We start from the raw sequence: 15,431 nt of genomic DNA on the forward strand, positions 1-15,431 counted from the left end.
CTCCGCCGTGGCCCCGCAGCCGGACACCGGCTCCCCAGCCCCCCCGCCGCCCCCGGCCGACCGTTCCGGGGCGACGGCCGGCCCCAGGCTTCCGGGCCAGGCCCCCGCGACTCCCGGCGCGCGCTCCACGGGCGCCGCGCCCCCCGAGGACCCCCGGGCCGCCTTCCCCCACCAGGGGCCGGGGCCCTCGCCGTGGGCGACCTCGCGCCCGTACGCCGCAGGACCGCAGGCACCGCAGGTGTCCGCGGCCCACGACCTGCCCGGCAGCGCCGGACCCTGGGCAGGGGCCCCGCCTGAGGCGGCCACCGAGACGACCACGCCGCTGCGGGCCGTCCCCGCCCGCTCCACCGGCCGCACCGTCGCGGCCGTCACCTGCCTGCTGCTCGGCCTGGGGCTGGTCGCCGGTGCCGCCGCCGGGGCGTGGCTCACCCGGGACCCGGATGCCCGAGCCGTCCGCACGCCCTACACCGAGACCCCGGCGCTCTGGCACAGCACACCCGTCGACACCCTCTTCCCCACCACCCTCGAAGGTGACGGCGCGGGCCCCGGGGGCGCCGACCGGACCTGGACCAGGATCACCGTGGCCCCGGACGCCCCCTGCGCCGCCGCCCTGCAACCCCGCCTCGCCGAGGCCGTGGGGCCCGCCGGATGCCTGCGGGTCCTGCGCGCCACCTACGTCGACGCCACGGCGTCCAGCGTGACCACCGTCGGCCTGGTCTTCATGGACGCCGACACCACCAGGATGACCGCGCTCCACGACCGCTTCACCACGGGCGGCCTGGAACGGCGCCCCGAACTCATACCGGCGACCCTCCCCGCCCCGGGGACCGCCGCAGCCGACTTCGGCGACGCCCAGCGGGCCAGCTGGCACGTCGACGTCCTCACCGAGATCCCCGTGATCGTCTACGCGGTGTCCGGCTTCGCCGACGGCCGTCCCGTCACCGACCCGCGCCCCGCCCGCGAAGCCACGGCCAAGGGCCAGACCAGCGTGGCCGCCCAGGCGGGCCTCGGCCATGACGCGGCCGGTGTCGCGGCCCGCGTCGAGGACGGGCTGCGCCGCGCCGTCACCGAGGCCGTCGACGGACCGCAGGCGACCCCCTCTGCGACGAAGGAGGCCCGCTGATGCGCCCCGCCGCCCGTACGACGGCCGCGCACCCGCCCCGCGCGGCGGCCGGTCCCGCAGCCGCCGCCCCCGCCGCCCGCACAGCCGCCCCCTCCGCCGCTCGTCCAGCGGTCGACCCCGGCCCGCGCCCCCGTGGCGGCCGTGCACGCTCCGGCGCCCTGCGCCGCACACGTGCCGCCCGCACCGTGCTCGCCGCCCTCACCGCCACCGTCTTCGCCGTCCTCCCGGCCGCCCCCGCCCACGCCGACGGCATCCGCGCCCAGCAGTGGGGCGTCGAGGCCCTCAACACCGACCGGGCCTGGCAGACCACCCGCGGGGAAGGCGTGACCGTCGCCGTCCTCGACACCGGCGTCGACGACACCCACCCCGACCTCGCCGGGAACGTCCTCCCCGGCAAGGACCTCATCGGCTTCGGCGCCGAGCGCGGCGACCGCTCGTGGGCCCGCCACGGCACCGCCATGGCCGGCATCATCGCCGCCCACGGCCACGGCTACGCCAACGGGGACGGGGTCGTCGGGGTCGCTCCCGAAGCCAGGATCCTGCCCGTCCGCGTCATCCTCGAAGGCAGCGACAAGGCCCGCTCCCGCGCCCGCCACACCCGCGGCAACGCCCTGGCGGACGGCATCCGCTGGGCCGCCGACGAGGGTGCCGACGTGATCAACCTCTCCCTCGGCGACGACAGCGAGTCCGCCCACCCCGAACCCGCCGAGGACGCGGCCGTCCAGTACGCCCTGTCCAAGGGAGCCGTCGTCGTCGCCTCCGCGGGCAACGGCGGGGAGAAGGGCGACCGCGTGTCGTACCCCGCCGCCTATCCCGGAGTGATCGCCGTCACCGCGGTCGACCGGCACGGCGCCCGCGCCTCCTTCTCCACCCGCCGCTGGTACGCCACCGTGAGCGCCCCCGGCAAGGAAGTGGTCATCGCGGACCCGGACCGCAAGTACTACGAGGGGTGGGGCACCAGCGCCGCCGCCGCCTTCGTCTCCGGAGCCGTCGCCCTCGTACGCTCCGCCCACCCCGACCTCAGTCCCGCGCAGGTCAAGCAGCTCCTCATCGACACGGCCCGCGACCGCCCCGACGGCGGCCGCAGCGACGCCAAGGGGTACGGGATGGTCGACCCGGCCGCAGCGATCGCCGCCGCCTCCGAGGACCGCCCCGCCGACCCCGAGGCGCCCGCCGCCGGTTACCGGGGCCTCTACTTCGGCGCGGGGCCCCGACCGGAGCCCGCCGAGGAGGAGACCGCCGGGGACCTGCTCCCGCTGTCCGTGGGCGGTGTCGGACTGCTGCTCGTCGCCGTCGCCGCCGTCCTCTGGAGCGTCGGCCGCCGCCCCCGCTGACCTCTCGGACACCGCCGTCCCGCGCGCGCTCGGGACGGCGGGCCGCCTCGCCCCCGCCGGGCCGCTGCCGCCCCCTGCCACCCCACCACACGAGCCCCGCCGGACCCTCGTCCGCCGCCGGACCGGCCCGCGCTCCCCGCCCCACCACCGGCGTGCGGGACGCCGGACCGTCCCGGATAGGCTCGGCACGTGGCGCTCAAGAACATCCCGGACCCCGGTTTCTCCGACGACGACGGCTCCGCCGACCCACAGCTCAGCGAGGCCCTCGCGGCCTGGGCCGCGGACCGCACCGTCGAACCCCGCGTGCTGGAGGCCCTCCAGGGGGCCCGGCTGCTCGTCCCCGTCGTCGCCGTCCTCGGTGAGGTCGAGGTGGACGAGAACGGCCTGCGCCGCGAGAAGACCAGCGACATGGCCGTGCCCACGCTCGTCGCCGGGAACCGCCGGGCGCTGCCCGCGTTCACCTCCACCGACGCCCTGACCCGCTGGGACCCGGCCGCCCGTCCCGTCGCCGTACCGCTGCACCAGGCACTTCAGGCGGTCGCCCACGAGAAGGCCGACACGCTCGTGCTCGACATGGCGGGGCCCGTCCCGTTCGAGATCACCGGGCGCGCGCTGCTGGCCCTCGCCGAGGGGCGCACCAGCACCGACCCGCTCGCCGACCCGGCCGTCGCCGAGGCCGTCCGGGCCGTGGTGGCCGCCGAGCCGGCCGTGCTGCGCGCCTGCCTCGTCCGCGGCGGCGGGGCGGACGGCACGCTGGCCCTCGTCCTGGACCCCGGTGTCCCGCCGGCGCCCGCCGCCCGCCGCGTCGCCGAGGCGCTGGCGGCCGACGACACGTTGAGGGCCCGCCTGGTGCGGGGCCTGGACCTGGCACTGCTGCCGTCCGAGGCCGCCGTTCCGGGCGAGCCCGTGTACGTCAGGGACGAGGGACAGAAGGGGGAGTAGGGGGAGGGGATGACCGGGGCGGGCGCGAGCACCGCGCCCGCGGTTCAGCCGTAGACCGGCCCCGTGTACTTCTCGCCCGGCCCCTGCCCCGGCTCGTCCGGCACGATCGACGCCTCGCGGAACGCCAGCTGCAGCGACTTCAGGCCGTCCCGCAGCGGGGCCGCGTGGAACGAGCTGATCTCCGTGGTGCTCGCGTCGAGCAGCCCCGCCAGGGCGTGCACGAGCTTGCGGGCCTCGTCGAGGTCCTTGTACTTGTCGCCGTCCTCGGTGAGCCCCAGCTTCACCGCGGCCGCGCTCATCAGGTTGACCGCGACCGTGACGATCACCTCGACCGCCGGGACCTCCGCGATGTCGCGGGTCATGTCGTGGAAGTCGGGGGAGGCCGGGCTCGGCGTGGCGTCACTCATACCCCCACGATATGCGGTCCCCGCAGGCCGGGCCGCGCCCGCCCGATTGGGCCCGCCCCGGAGAAGCTGCTAGCCTGGAGTGACGACCGGCCGGAACCACTGCGCTCCGGCCCACAAGTGGAGGCTCCGATCTCCCACCTGACCGCCCCGAGGGGCGGCGGGTCACCGGTCAGGCGGCGCCCATCGTTCCGTACGGACGATGGAGTCGCCCGAAGACAGCGCCCCGCGGTTGGCCCGTGGCGGTGTTCCGGTAATCCCAGGAGCCCCGCCTGTGTCCCGTCCGGGGCATTTTTCATGCGCCGGCGCGGTTGGTCTGACGAAACAGACGTTACGCGTCCGTCCGCCAGGCGGTCGCGTGGTGCTACCGAGGAGGATCCATCAGCGCCGAGCCCCGCATCAACGAGCGGATTCGTGTCCCCGAGGTGCGACTTGTCGGTCCCAGCGGCGAGCAGGTCGGGATTGTCCCGCTTGCCAAGGCCCTGGAGCTTGCCCAGGAGTACGACCTGGACCTGGTCGAGGTCGCGGCGAACGCCCGTCCGCCGGTGTGCAAGCTCATGGACTACGGGAAGTTCAAGTACGAGTCGGCCATGAAGGCCCGTGAGGCGCGCAAGAACCAGGCGCACACGGTCATCAAGGAGATGAAGCTCCGGCCGAAGATCGACCCGCACGACTACGACACCAAGAAGGGTCACGTCGTCCGGTTCCTCAAGCAGGGCGACAAGGTCAAGATCACGATCATGTTCCGTGGTCGTGAGCAGTCCCGCCCCGAGCTGGGGTACCGACTGCTCCAGCGGCTCGCCGAGGACGTCCAGGAGCTCGGCTTCGTGGAGTCGAACCCGAAGCAGGACGGCCGCAACATGATCATGGTCCTCGGTCCGCACAAGAAGAAGACCGAGGCGATGGCCGAGGCCCGCGAGGCGCAGGCCGCCCGCAAGGCGGAGCGCCAGGGCCAGTCCGCCCAGGCGGAGCAGCCCGCCGAGGCGGAGCAGCCCGCACAGGCGGAGCAGTCCGCCGAATAGCCGCAAGGCGGCGTCCCGGGCACCCCGCCCAGGACGCGAAACCGATCCACCTGACGCTCCCGCGTGCCGGTCCCCGGACCGGCTGGGAGCGCCACTGACGAGGAGATAACGGCGCTATGCCGAAGAACAAGACGCACAGCGGTGCCAAGAAGCGCTTCAAGATCACCGGCTCCGGCAAGGTGCTCCGTGAGCGTGCCGGCAAGCGCCACCTGCTCGAGCACAAGTCGTCCAAGCTGACGCGCCGCCTCACTGGCAACGCCGAGATGGCCCCGGGTGACAGCGCCAAGATCAAGAAGATGCTGGGCATCTGAGCCCCGCCTCGTCTGATCCCCACCCGCGAAAGCCGGGACCCAATCGTTTCCGGGCCGTGTGAGCACCCCCACGGCCCCGCTACAAGGAGTTAACAAGTGGCACGCGTCAAGCGCGCAGTGAACGCCCACAAGAAGCGCCGTGCGATCCTGGAGCAGGCCAGCGGCTACCGGGGCCAGCGCTCCCGCCTGTACCGCAAGGCCAAGGAGCAGGTCACCCACTCGCTGGTCTACAACTACAACGACCGCAAGAAGCGCAAGGGCGACTTCCGTCAGCTGTGGATCCAGCGCATCAACGCCGCTGCCCGCGCCAACGGCATCACCTACAACCGCTTCATCCAGGGTCTGAAGGCCGCGAACATCGAGGTCGACCGCAAGATCCTGGCCGAGCTCGCGGTCAACGACGCCAACGCGTTCGCCGCCCTCGTCGAGGTCGCCCAGAAGGCCCTCCCGAGCGACGTCAACGCCCCGAAGGCCGCTGCCTGATCCCCCAGGCCACCGTTCCTTCCGACCGGACCCGCAGGCCGCGCGCCTGCGGGTCCGGCGCGTTGTCCCGCACACACCGCGCCGCCCACCGCACGGTGGCACCGCACGACGTGTCCGTACGAGAAGAGAGCCGCCGAGCATCATGGGCACCCCCGAGCTGATCTCCCCGCGTTCCCCGCGCGTCGTCGCCGCGCGGCGGCTCGCCAAGCGCGCCTTCCGGGGCAAGGAGCGGCGCTTCCTCGCCGAGGGCCCGCAGGCCGTCCGGGAGGCCGTCGCCCACCGCGGCCCCGACGGCGCGCCGACGCTGCTCGAACTCTTCACCACCACCGAGGCCGCCGCCCGGTACGCCGACATCGTCGACGCGGCCCGCGCCACCGGCGCCCGCGTCCACCACGCCTCGGACGAGGTCATCGCCGACCTGTCGCAGACCGTCACCCCGCAGGGCCTCATCGGGGTCTGCCGGTTCCTCGACTCGCCGTTCGCCGACATCCTCGCCGCCCGGCCCCGGCTCGTCGCCGTCCTCGCCCACGTGCGCGACCCCGGCAACGCCGGCACCGTGCTCCGCTGCGCCGACGCGGCGGGTGCCGACGCCGTCGTCCTCACCGACGCCTCCGTCGACCTCTACAACCCGAAGTCCGTACGTGCCTCCGTCGGGTCCCTCTTCCACCTGCCCGTCGCCGTGGGTGTGCCCGTCCAGCAAGCCGTGACGGGACTCAAGGACGCCGGTGCACGGGTGCTGGCCGCCGACGGTGCCGGACACGACGACCTGGACGCCGAACTCGATGCGGGCAGCATGGGAGGGCCCACCGCGTGGATCTTCGGCAACGAGGCGTGGGGCCTCCCCGAGGAGACCCGGGCCCTCGCCGACGCGGTCGTCCGCGTCCCGATCCACGGGAAGGCCGAGAGCCTGAACCTCGCGACGGCCGCAGCCGTATGTCTCTACGCATCCGCCCGTGCGCAGCGCGCTGCCGGAGGGTGCCGCTCCGTCACCTCCACCTAGTAGGGTGGCGGGCTCGGGGGCCCGTCGCGCAGCACTGAGGGGTGGGGTACGGGGATGACGCTCGGTACGGGCAGGCACGCGGAGCGCCGGGCCGCTTTAGAGGACGCCGACGCGCCGCACGCGCCCCGCGCCCGGGACGCCGGACCCGGCACGCCGCACTGCGACCCCGACGACCTGCCGGACGGGCTGGTCGTCGCCGACGACCGCGGCCGGATCGTCTGCTTCAACCGCCAGGCGTCCCGTATCACCTCCCTGCCCGGCCCCCGGGCCCTCGGCGCGGCCCTGGAGGAGGCGCTGCCGCTGGAGGACCTGAAGGGCCGCCGCTGGTGGGCGCTCACCGACCCGTACGGCGGCCTCGCCATCCGTACCGGTCAGCCCGAGCGGAACCTGTTGCTGCCGGGCGGCCGGGAGGTCCTCGTGGCCGCCCGCTACGTGCGGGCCCGGCCCCTCGGCCCGGTCAGCCGCGTCGTCGTCACCCTGCGCGGCACGGAGGCCCGGCGCCGCACCGAGCGCAGTCACGCCGAGCTGATCGCCACCGTGGCGCACGAACTCCGCTCCCCGCTCACCTCCGTCAAGGGCTTCACGGCCACGCTGCTGGCCAAGTGGGACCGGTTCACCGACGACCAGAAGCGGCTGATGCTGGAGACCGTCGACGCCGACGCCAACCGGGTCACCCGGCTGATCACCGAACTGCTCGACATCTCCCGCATCGACTCCGGCCGTCTGGAGGTGCGCCGCCAGCCCGTGGACCTCGCCGCCGCCGTCGGCCGCCACATCCAGGGGCACACGGCGCGCGGCCAGTCCCCGGACCGCTTCTTCGTCCGCGTCCGCCGCCCGCTGCCCGACCTGTGGGCCGACCCGGACAAGGTCGACCAGGTCCTCGGCAACCTCCTCGAAAACGCGGTGCGCCACGGCGAGGGAACCGTCACCATCGAGGTGGCCCCCACCGGCCCCGACGACGACGAGAAGGGAACGGCGGTCACCGTGAGCGACGAAGGTCCCGGCATCCCCGAGGAGTCGATGGGTCGCGTCTTCACCCGCTTCTGGCGCGGCAGCACGCGCGGCGGCACCGGCCTCGGCCTGTACATCGTCAAGGGCATCGTCGAGGCGCACGGCGGCACGATCACCGTGGGCCGCGGCCCGTCCGGCGGGGCGGAGTTCCGATTCACCCTGCCCGTGGGGGCGCCGGCGTACGGGACCCAGGGCTTCTGAGCCCCGCCGTACACCGTCCACACTGCGGGACGACCACCGCCCCGCCCCCCACGGGCTCAGCCAGGTCCGCAGCGCCCCGTTAGACTCGACCTTTGGCACCTTTGCGTCCTCGGTCGTCGAGCGGGGGCTTCAGCCAGCCCATTCGGAAGCACGGGAAGAGATGTCGGCACCCAACAAGTCGTACGACCCAGTCGAGGTCGAGGCACTGAAACCGGAAGAGATCGAGCGCATGCGGGACGAGGCGCTCGCCGCGTTCGCCGCCGCAGGCGACCTCGACGCGCTCGCCCAGGCGAAGGTGGCCCACACGGGCGGCACCTCGCCGCTCGCGCTCGCCAACCGTGAGATCGGCGCGCTGCCGCCGCACGCCAAGGCCGAGGCCGGCAAGCGCGTCGGTCAGGCCCGCGGCGCCGTCTCCAAGGCGCTGGCAGCCCGCCAGGCCGAACTGGAGGCGGAGCGGGACGCCCGCGTGCTGGTCGAGGAGGCCGTGGACGTCACCCTCCCCTACGACCGCACCCCGGCCGGCGCACGCCACCCGCTGACCACCCTCATGGAGCGCGTCGCGGACGTCTTCGTCTCGATGGGCTACGAGGTCGCGGAGGGCCCCGAGGTCGAGGCGGAGTGGTTCAACTTCGACGCCCTCAACTTCGTCCCCGACCACCCCGCGCGCCAGATGCAGGACACGTTCTTCGTCCAGGGGCCCGAGGGCACGCGCGGCGACGAGTCCGGCATCGTGCTGCGCACCCACACCTCGCCGGTGCAGGCACGCACCCTCGTGGACCGCGAGCCGCCCGTCTACGTGGTGTGCCCCGGCCGCGTCTACCGCACCGACGAGCTCGACGCCACGCACACCCCGGTCTTCCACCAGATCGAGCTGCTCGCCGTCGACGAGGGCCTCACCATGGCCGACCTCAAGGGCACCCTCGACCACATGGTCCAGGCGCTCTTCGGACCGGACATGAAGACCCGGCTGCGCCCGAACTTCTTCCCCTTCACCGAGCCGTCCGCCGAGATGGACATGCTCTGCTACGTGTGCCGCGGCGCGTCGGTCGGCAACCCGGAGCGGCCCTGCCGCACGTGCGGCAGCGAGGGCTGGATCGAGCTCGGCGGTTGCGGCATGGTCAACCCCAAGGTGCTCGTCGCCTGCGGTGTCGACCCGGAGAAGTACAGCGGCTTCGCCTTCGGGTTCGGCATCGAGCGGATGCTGATGTTCCGCCACAACGTCGAAGACATGCGAGACATGGTCGAGGGTGACGTCCGGTTCACCCGGCCGTTCGGGATGGAGATCTGATGCGGGTCCCGCTTTCGTGGCTGCGGGAGTACGTCGACCTGCCGGCGACGGAGACCGGCCGCGACGTACAGGCCAAACTGGTGTCGGCGGGTCTGGAGGTCGAGACCGTCGAGCAGCTCGGCGCCGGCCTGACCGGCCCCCTCGTCGTGGGCCGGGTGCTCACCATCGAGGAACTCACCGAGTTCAAGAAGCCGATCCGCTTCTGCACCGTCGACGTCGGCCAGGCCAACGGCACCGGCGAACCGCAGGAGATCATCTGCGGCGCCCGCAACTTCGCGGAGGGCGACAAGGTCGTCGTCGCCCTCCCCGGCGCCGTGCTGCCCGGCGACTTCCGCATCGCCGAGCGCAAGACCTACGGCCGGGTCTCCCGCGGCATGATCTGCTCCAGCGACGAGCTGGACATGGGCGACGACGGCACCAAGGGCATCATCGTCCTGCCGCCGGAGCACGAGGTCGGCACCGACGCGACCGTGCTGCTGGAGCTGTACGACGAGGTACTCGACATCGCCGTCACCCCCGACCGCGGCTACTGCCTGTCGGTGCGCGGCGTCGCCCGCGAGACCGCCACCGCGTACGGGCTGCCGCTGCGCGACCCGGCGCTGCTCGACGTGCCCGCGCCCAACTCGTACGGCTACCCGGTCCGGGTCGCCGACCCGGTCGGCTGCTCCCGGTTCACCGCGCGCACCGTCGTCGGCCTCGACCCCGAGGCACGCTCCCCGATCTGGCTGCAGCGCCGCCTCCAGAAGGCCGGCATGCGTCCGATCTCGCTCGCCGTCGACGTCACGAACTACGTGATGCTGGAGCTGGGCCAGCCGCTGCACGCCTACGACCGCAGCCGTCTCGACGGCCCGATCGGGGTGCGCCGCGCCGAGCCCGGCGAGAAGATCACCACCCTCGACGGCACGGCCCGGGTCCTGGACCCGGCCGACCTGGTCATCACCGACAACCGCGGGCCCATCGGCATCGCGGGCGTCATGGGCGGCGCCAACACCGAGATCGCCGACGCCGCCGCCGACCCCGAGACCGGCCAGGTCCAGGGAACCACCGAGGTGGTCGTCGAGGCGGCGCACTTCGACGCCATCTCCATCGCCCGCACGGCCCGCCGCCACAAGCTGTCCTCCGAGGCGTCCCGCCGCTTCGAGCGCGGCGTCGACCCGCAGGCCGCCGCCGCTGCCGCGCAGCGCACCGTCGACCTGCTGGTCCTCCTCGCGGGCGGCACCGCCGAGGCAGGCGTGACCGAGGTCATCGCGCCGAGCGCCCCGCGCACGATCGCCATGCACGCCGACCACCCCGACCGGGTCGCCGGTGTCCACTACGGCCGCGAGACCGTCGTCCGCCGCCTCCAGGAAGTCGGCTGCGACGTCTACGGGCAGGACGAGCTCGTCGTCACCGTCCCGTCGTGGCGGCCCGACCTGAACGAGCCGAACGACCTCGCGGAGGAGGTCATCAGGCTGGAGGGCTACGAGAACCTGCCCTCCACGCTGCCGAAGCCCCCGGCGGGCCGCGGCCTCACCGAGCGCCAGCGCACCCACCGCCGGGTGGGCCGCGCCCTGGCCGGCGCCGGCTACGTCGAGGCGCTGAACTACCCGTTCATCGGCGAACAGGCCCTCGACCAGCTCGACATCCCCGCGGACGACCCGTCCCGCCGTCTCGTCACGCTCGTCAACCCGCTCTCCGACGAGGAGCCGGCGCTGCGCTCCACGCTGCTGCCGGGCCTCCTCGGCGCCCTGCGCCGCAACGACGGCCGCGGCAGCCACGACCTGGCGCTCTTCGAGACCGGCCTGGTCTTCCGCACCCCGGCGGAGCCGGGTGTCGCGGTGCGGCTCACCGTGGAGCGCCGCCCGTCCGACGCGGAGCTCGAGGGCCTGAACGCGGTACTGCCGCAGCAGCCGCGGCACGTCGCCGTCGTCCTCGCCGGGGCGCGCGAACAGGCCGGCTGGTGGGGCAAGGGCCGCCCCGCCGACTGGGCCGACGCGGTCGAGGCCGCCCGGCTCGTGGCCCGCGAGGCCGGCGCCGAGCTGCTCGTCCGCCAGGGCCAGTACGGGCCGTGGCACCCGGGCCGGTGCGCCGAGCTCGCCGTCGTGGCCGACGGTACCGAGCGCGTCGTGGGCCACGCGGGCGAGCTGCACCCGCGCGTCGTCAAGGCGCTCGGCCTGCCGGCCCGCACCTGCGCGATGGAGATGGACCTCGACCTCGTCGAGCGGGCCTCCGCGGGGGCCGTCAAGGCGCCGCGGATCTCCTCCTTCCCGGTCGCCACGCAGGACGTCGCCCTGGTCGTCGACACCGCGGTGCCGGCCGCCGAGGTGGAGCGCGTGCTCCGCGAGGGCGCGGGCGAACTGCTGGAGTCCATCCGCCTGTTCGACACCTTCACCGGTGAGCAGATCGGCGCGGGCAAGAAGTCCCTCGCGTACGCCCTGCGGTTCCGCGCCGCGGACCGCACGCTGACCGTCGAGGAGGCCACGGCCGCACGCGACGCCGCGGTGGCGCTTGCCGCCGAGCGCACCGGCGCGGTACTGCGCGGCGCCTGACGCCCACGACGGAAGGGGCGCGCCCGGAGCCACCGGGCGCGCCCCTTCCGCATACCCCTCCCCCAGGACCCGCCCCGCCTGCGCGGGCGGCCCCCGGGCCTGAGGCCTGCCCCCTCGTGCGCGGGAGCGCTTCGGCCGGTCTCGCCATCGCCCTCGGTACCGGAGGCTTGCCTCCTCGTGCGCGGGAGCGCCCCTCACCGCACGGCCGGCGGCCGGCAGCAACGGGGCGCCTGGGCGACCGCACCCGGTGGCCCTGACCCTCTGACGGACATATCACTCATCCGGGTGAGATGTCCGGTGAATGTTCCCGCGTGTCCCGGGAGGCTCGGCAGAATCGTCCCCGACCGCGACCATGGGGCCTGAAGGAGGGCGGTCCGCATGATCCGTAGAAGGCCCCGGTGGCCCCGGGCGCGCAGACTCGCCCCGCTCGCCCTGCCCATGCTGTGGGGGCTCACCGCCATCGCCTGGAAGCTGACCTGCCCCCTGGCGCAGCGCGTCGACCTCGCCACCCGGGCCGCGACCAGCGCCGTCTTCTTCGCCGTCGGCACCGTGCTGGTCCTCGGCGCCTGTCGCAGCCTTTACCGGGAGCTGAGCCAGCTGCAGGCCGTCGCGCAGGCCGCCCAGCAGGTCCTGCTGCGTCCTCTCCCGCCCTGTCTCGACGGGCTGTCGGTCGCCGCCGCACAGATCGCCGCCGTGCGGGGCGCGTCCGTGGGCGGCGACCTCTACGAGGCGGTGACCACGCCGCACGGGGTGCGGGTCATCATCGGGGACGTGCGCGGCCACGGCCTCTCCGCCCTCGGCGCGGTCGCGGCCGTCCTCGGCAGTTTCCGGGAGGCCGCCCACGAGGAGCCAGGGCTCGGGGGAGTGCTGCGGCGCCTCGACCGGGCGCTGCAGCGGTACGTGGGCGAGCGGGCGGACGAGGGCGGCACCGAGGCGCCCGAGGAGTTCGTGACGGTCCTGCTGCTCGACATCCGCCGCAGCGGCGAACTCCTGGTGCTCAACTGCGGCCACCCGGGGCCCTTCCGGCTCGGCTGCCAGAGCGTGGAGCCGCTGGGGGTCGGTGATCCGCTGCCCCCGCTGGGCGCGTTCCCGCTGCCGGACACCCTGCCCGTGCGGCGCTGCGCTCGCCTGCTGGCGGGCGAATCGCTGTTCCTGTACACCGACGGGGCCGCGGAGGCCCGCGACACCACGGGGAGGTTCTTCCCCCTGGAAGACGTCCTGGCCGCGGCGGTACGGGCGGTGCCGCAGACACCCTCCGCGCTCGTCGAGCACGTGCGCCGTGCGCTCCTCGCCCACGGCGGGGGACGCCTCGAAGACGACGCGGCCCTCGTCGCCGTGAGCAACGACCGGCTGCGTTCCCCGTGCACGCGGGTGCCGGCGCAGTCCACCGAGTCGGGACTGCGCCGCCGACGGCCCGCACCCTCCTCTCGATAGCGGCTGGACCGGACGGTGCGGCCGGTGCCGCCCGTCCCACCTCGGTGTGTCGGGCAGGTCGGTGGGACGGACGGCGCTCCGGCGGGCCGCCGTACTGTACGAGGGGAGCCGGCGACCCTGCCGCCTCCTGAGAGGCCACCAGTCAACCGCGCCCCACCATGCGGCGGTAGCGCGCACGCGGTGCCCGTACGGGTGCTGCCTTCACACCCCGTGCGAAACGCCGGCCTTCCCCGTCCCCCGGGTTGTCCACAGGCCGTTTCCGTCCGCGCCCGCTCCACTACGCTGGGCGCTCCGAGGCACGGCACCGGAGGGCATTCATGCAGCCCAACACCCTGCTCGACGCACTGCTGGACGAGGCGGGCATGTCGCACGCGGGCCTGGCCGCGCGGGTGAACCAGGCCGGCAGGTCCAGGGGTCTTGCCCTGCGGTACGAACACACCGCCGTGGCGCGCTGGTTGAAGGGCCAGCGACCCCGGGGCCAGGTGCCGGACCTGATCTGCGAGGTGCTCGGTGCACGGCTGCGCCGCCCGGTCACACTGGACGACACCGGGTTCGGTGTGGCGGGCGACTGCGCCGTGGCGCACGGCACGCCGCTGGCCGGGTTCGTGGAGCGCGCCACCGCCCTGTGGCGGTCCGACGAGCAGCAGCGTCCGCACCTGCTGGGTGCGCCCGCCGTGACCGGAACTCCGGCCGTCGTGCCCGTCTGGGAGTGGGAGAACCCGCCGGAGGACGCCGACGTGTCCCGGGACGGCCGCACGCGGGTCACCCCGGACGACATGGAGATGCTGCGCGCGGCCCGGGCCCACTACGAGCAGATGTACCGAAAGGCCGGCGGGGTCGCCACGCGCAGCCGGGTCGTCGGGTTCCTCACCCGGGAGGCCGCGCCGCTGCTGCGGGGTGCCTACAACGACGCGCTGGGGCGGCAGTTGCACCGTGCCGCCGGCGGGCTGGTGGCGGTCGCCGGCATCTGCGCGTACGACTCCGACGCACACGGCCTGGCCCAGCGGTACTTCCACCAGGCTCTGCGGTTGGCGAAGGCCAGCGGGGACCGCGGGCTCGGTGCCTACGTGATCGCCCTCCTGGTCAACCAGTCGCTGTTCACGGGGGAGTTCCGGCAGGCCGTGGCGTTCGCGGAGGCCGCGCTGCGGGCGGCGGACCGGCAGATCACCCCTGCCCTCGCCGCCGACCTGCACGCCATGCAGGCGAAGGCGTACGCGCACCTCGGGGACGGCGCCGCGGCCGTGCGCTGCATCCGGCGTGCGGAGGCGGCGGCCGAGCGGATCCGGCCGGGCCGCGAGCCGGACGAGACCGGCTACGTGCAGCCGGGACTCGTCAACGTCCAGGTGGCCGAGGCCCTGCTCAGTCTGGGTGATCTCGCCGGAGCCCGGGAGAACGCCACCGCCGCGGTGCGTACCCCGGCACACGACCGGGGCAGGGTGCACCGGCTGGCCATCCTCAGCCAGATCCAGCTCCGCCAGGGCGAGGCGGACCTGGCCGCGTGCACCGCGGCCGAGATGGCGGAGCGGGCGCGGGGAATGGAATCGCGGCGGCTCCGCGACCGCCTGCGGGAGGTGCGGGAGCGCCTGGCGGCGAGCGGCTGCGGTGAGGCGGGGAGGGCCGCAGAACTCATCGACGCGGCGCTGCGCGTTCCTCTGTGAGAAGCCACCTGCTGCGATATTGCCACCTACAAGCCGGAAGGTGGCAGAACAGTGCAGTGGACGAACATCAGCGAAGAAACGGTGTATGAGAACCGCTGGTTCAAGGTAAACCTGGCGGACGTGGCCCTTCCCGACGGCCGCCGGCTCGACCACTTCCTCATCCGGCTCCGCCCCGTGGCCGTCGCCACCGCCGTCAACGACGCCGACGAGGTCCTGCTGCTCTGGCGGCACCGCTTCATCACGGACACCTGGGGGTGGGAGCTCGCCGCAGGCGTCGTCGAGGACGGCGAGACACCCGAGGCCGCAGCGGCGCGGGAGATGGAGGAGGAGACGGGCTGGCGCCCCGGCCCGCTGCACCACCTGCTCACCGTCGAGCCGTCCAACGGCCTCACCGACGCGCGCCACCACCTCTACTGGACCGAGGAGGCCACCTGCGTCGGTGAGCCCCGGGACGCCTTCGAGTCCACCCGCCGCGCCTGGATACCGCTCAAGCTCGTCCCCGACATGATCGCCCGGGGCGACGTCCCCGCAGCCAACATGGCGGCGGGACTGCTGATGCTGCACCACCTGCGGCTCGGCTGAGCACGACGGAGGGGGGCGGGCCCGCGGCCCGCCCCCCTCCTGCGCCCGCCACCCGACCACGGGACCGGCCGGCCGACCGGCGCCGCGCCCACCGCTCACGCGGGCGGCCC

The 15,431-nt window shown here is 74.3% G+C and carries 14 protein-coding genes; 13 read left to right on the plus strand and 1 reads right to left on the minus strand.

Annotated elements, in window-relative coordinates; genetic code table 11:
- The first annotated feature begins 238 nt into the window (after positions 1-238).
- The 3 genes from BJP40_RS09370 (at position 239) to BJP40_RS09380 (ending at position 3,399) form a co-directional block, all read left to right on the plus strand.
- Positions 239-1,123: a hypothetical protein gene (locus BJP40_RS09370; RefSeq protein WP_226962705.1), complete on the plus strand. Its 885-nt coding sequence runs from the start codon at positions 239-241 to the stop codon at positions 1,121-1,123.
- Positions 1,123-2,457, plus strand: a complete 1,335-nt coding sequence (gene mycP / locus BJP40_RS09375; RefSeq protein ID WP_079171048.1) for a type VII secretion-associated serine protease mycosin — start codon at positions 1,123-1,125, stop codon at positions 2,455-2,457. The genes BJP40_RS09370 and mycP overlap by 1 nt, the downstream gene beginning before the upstream one ends.
- A 189-nt stretch (positions 2,458-2,646) precedes the next feature.
- Entirely contained in the window at positions 2,647-3,399 is a 753-nt protein-coding gene (locus tag BJP40_RS09380) for an SseB family protein (protein ID WP_071279987.1), read from the plus strand.
- 44 nt (positions 3,400-3,443) lie between these two features.
- Here BJP40_RS09380 and BJP40_RS09385 read toward each other — a convergent pair whose 3' ends face one another.
- Positions 3,444-3,806 carry a DUF1844 domain-containing protein gene (locus BJP40_RS09385; RefSeq protein ID WP_071279988.1) on the minus strand — a complete coding sequence of 121 codons (363 nt, stop codon included), beginning with the start codon at positions 3,804-3,806 and terminating at the stop codon, positions 3,444-3,446.
- Between the two features lie 377 nt (positions 3,807-4,183).
- Between BJP40_RS09385 and infC the strand changes: the two genes are divergently transcribed.
- The 10 genes from infC (at position 4,184) to BJP40_RS09435 (ending at position 15,321) form a co-directional block, all read left to right on the plus strand.
- Positions 4,184-4,825 carry a translation initiation factor IF-3 gene (gene infC / locus BJP40_RS09390; protein WP_079169161.1) on the plus strand — a complete coding sequence of 214 codons (642 nt, stop codon included), beginning with the start codon at positions 4,184-4,186 and terminating at the stop codon, positions 4,823-4,825.
- 116 nt (positions 4,826-4,941) lie between these two features.
- Positions 4,942-5,136, plus strand: coding sequence for a 50S ribosomal protein L35 (gene rpmI, locus BJP40_RS09395; RefSeq protein ID WP_010476245.1), 195 nt, complete (start codon positions 4,942-4,944; stop codon positions 5,134-5,136).
- Positions 5,137-5,232: 96 nt separating this feature from the next.
- Complete coding sequence (rplT, locus tag BJP40_RS09400; RefSeq protein WP_071267962.1) at positions 5,233-5,619, plus strand: 50S ribosomal protein L20; 387 nt, start codon at positions 5,233-5,235, stop codon at positions 5,617-5,619.
- A 142-nt stretch (positions 5,620-5,761) separates the two neighbouring features.
- A complete protein-coding gene (locus tag BJP40_RS09405) occupies positions 5,762-6,619 on the plus strand; it encodes an RNA methyltransferase (protein WP_071279989.1) in 858 nt (285 codons plus the stop codon).
- A gap of 54 nt (positions 6,620-6,673) precedes the next feature.
- Complete coding sequence (locus tag BJP40_RS09410; protein ID WP_071279990.1) at positions 6,674-7,831, plus strand: ATP-binding protein; 1,158 nt, start codon at positions 6,674-6,676, stop codon at positions 7,829-7,831.
- 160 nt (positions 7,832-7,991) lie between these two features.
- Positions 7,992-9,119, plus strand: a complete 1,128-nt coding sequence (gene pheS, locus BJP40_RS09415) for a phenylalanine--tRNA ligase subunit alpha (RefSeq protein WP_071267968.1) — start codon at positions 7,992-7,994, stop codon at positions 9,117-9,119.
- The gene (gene pheT / locus BJP40_RS09420) at positions 9,119-11,647 is read left to right on the plus strand and encodes a phenylalanine--tRNA ligase subunit beta (RefSeq protein ID WP_071279991.1); all 2,529 of its coding nucleotides are present in this window, start codon (positions 9,119-9,121) and stop codon (positions 11,645-11,647) included. The genes pheS and pheT overlap by 1 nt, the downstream gene beginning before the upstream one ends.
- Before the next feature lie 378 nt (positions 11,648-12,025).
- Entirely contained in the window at positions 12,026-13,081 is a 1,056-nt protein-coding gene (locus tag BJP40_RS09425; RefSeq protein ID WP_071279992.1) for a PP2C family protein-serine/threonine phosphatase, read from the plus strand.
- A 317-nt stretch (positions 13,082-13,398) separates the two neighbouring features.
- Positions 13,399-14,739, plus strand: coding sequence for a transcriptional regulator (locus BJP40_RS09430; protein ID WP_071279993.1), 1,341 nt, complete (start codon positions 13,399-13,401; stop codon positions 14,737-14,739).
- 51 nt (positions 14,740-14,790) lie between these two features.
- The gene (locus BJP40_RS09435) at positions 14,791-15,321 is read left to right on the plus strand and encodes an NUDIX hydrolase (RefSeq protein WP_071279994.1); all 531 of its coding nucleotides are present in this window, start codon (positions 14,791-14,793) and stop codon (positions 15,319-15,321) included.
- The last annotated feature ends 110 nt before the right edge of the window (positions 15,322-15,431 follow it).

This window comes from Streptomyces sp. CC53 (assembly GCF_001865245.1).
GTDB lineage: Bacteria > Actinomycetota > Actinomycetes > Streptomycetales > Streptomycetaceae > Streptomyces.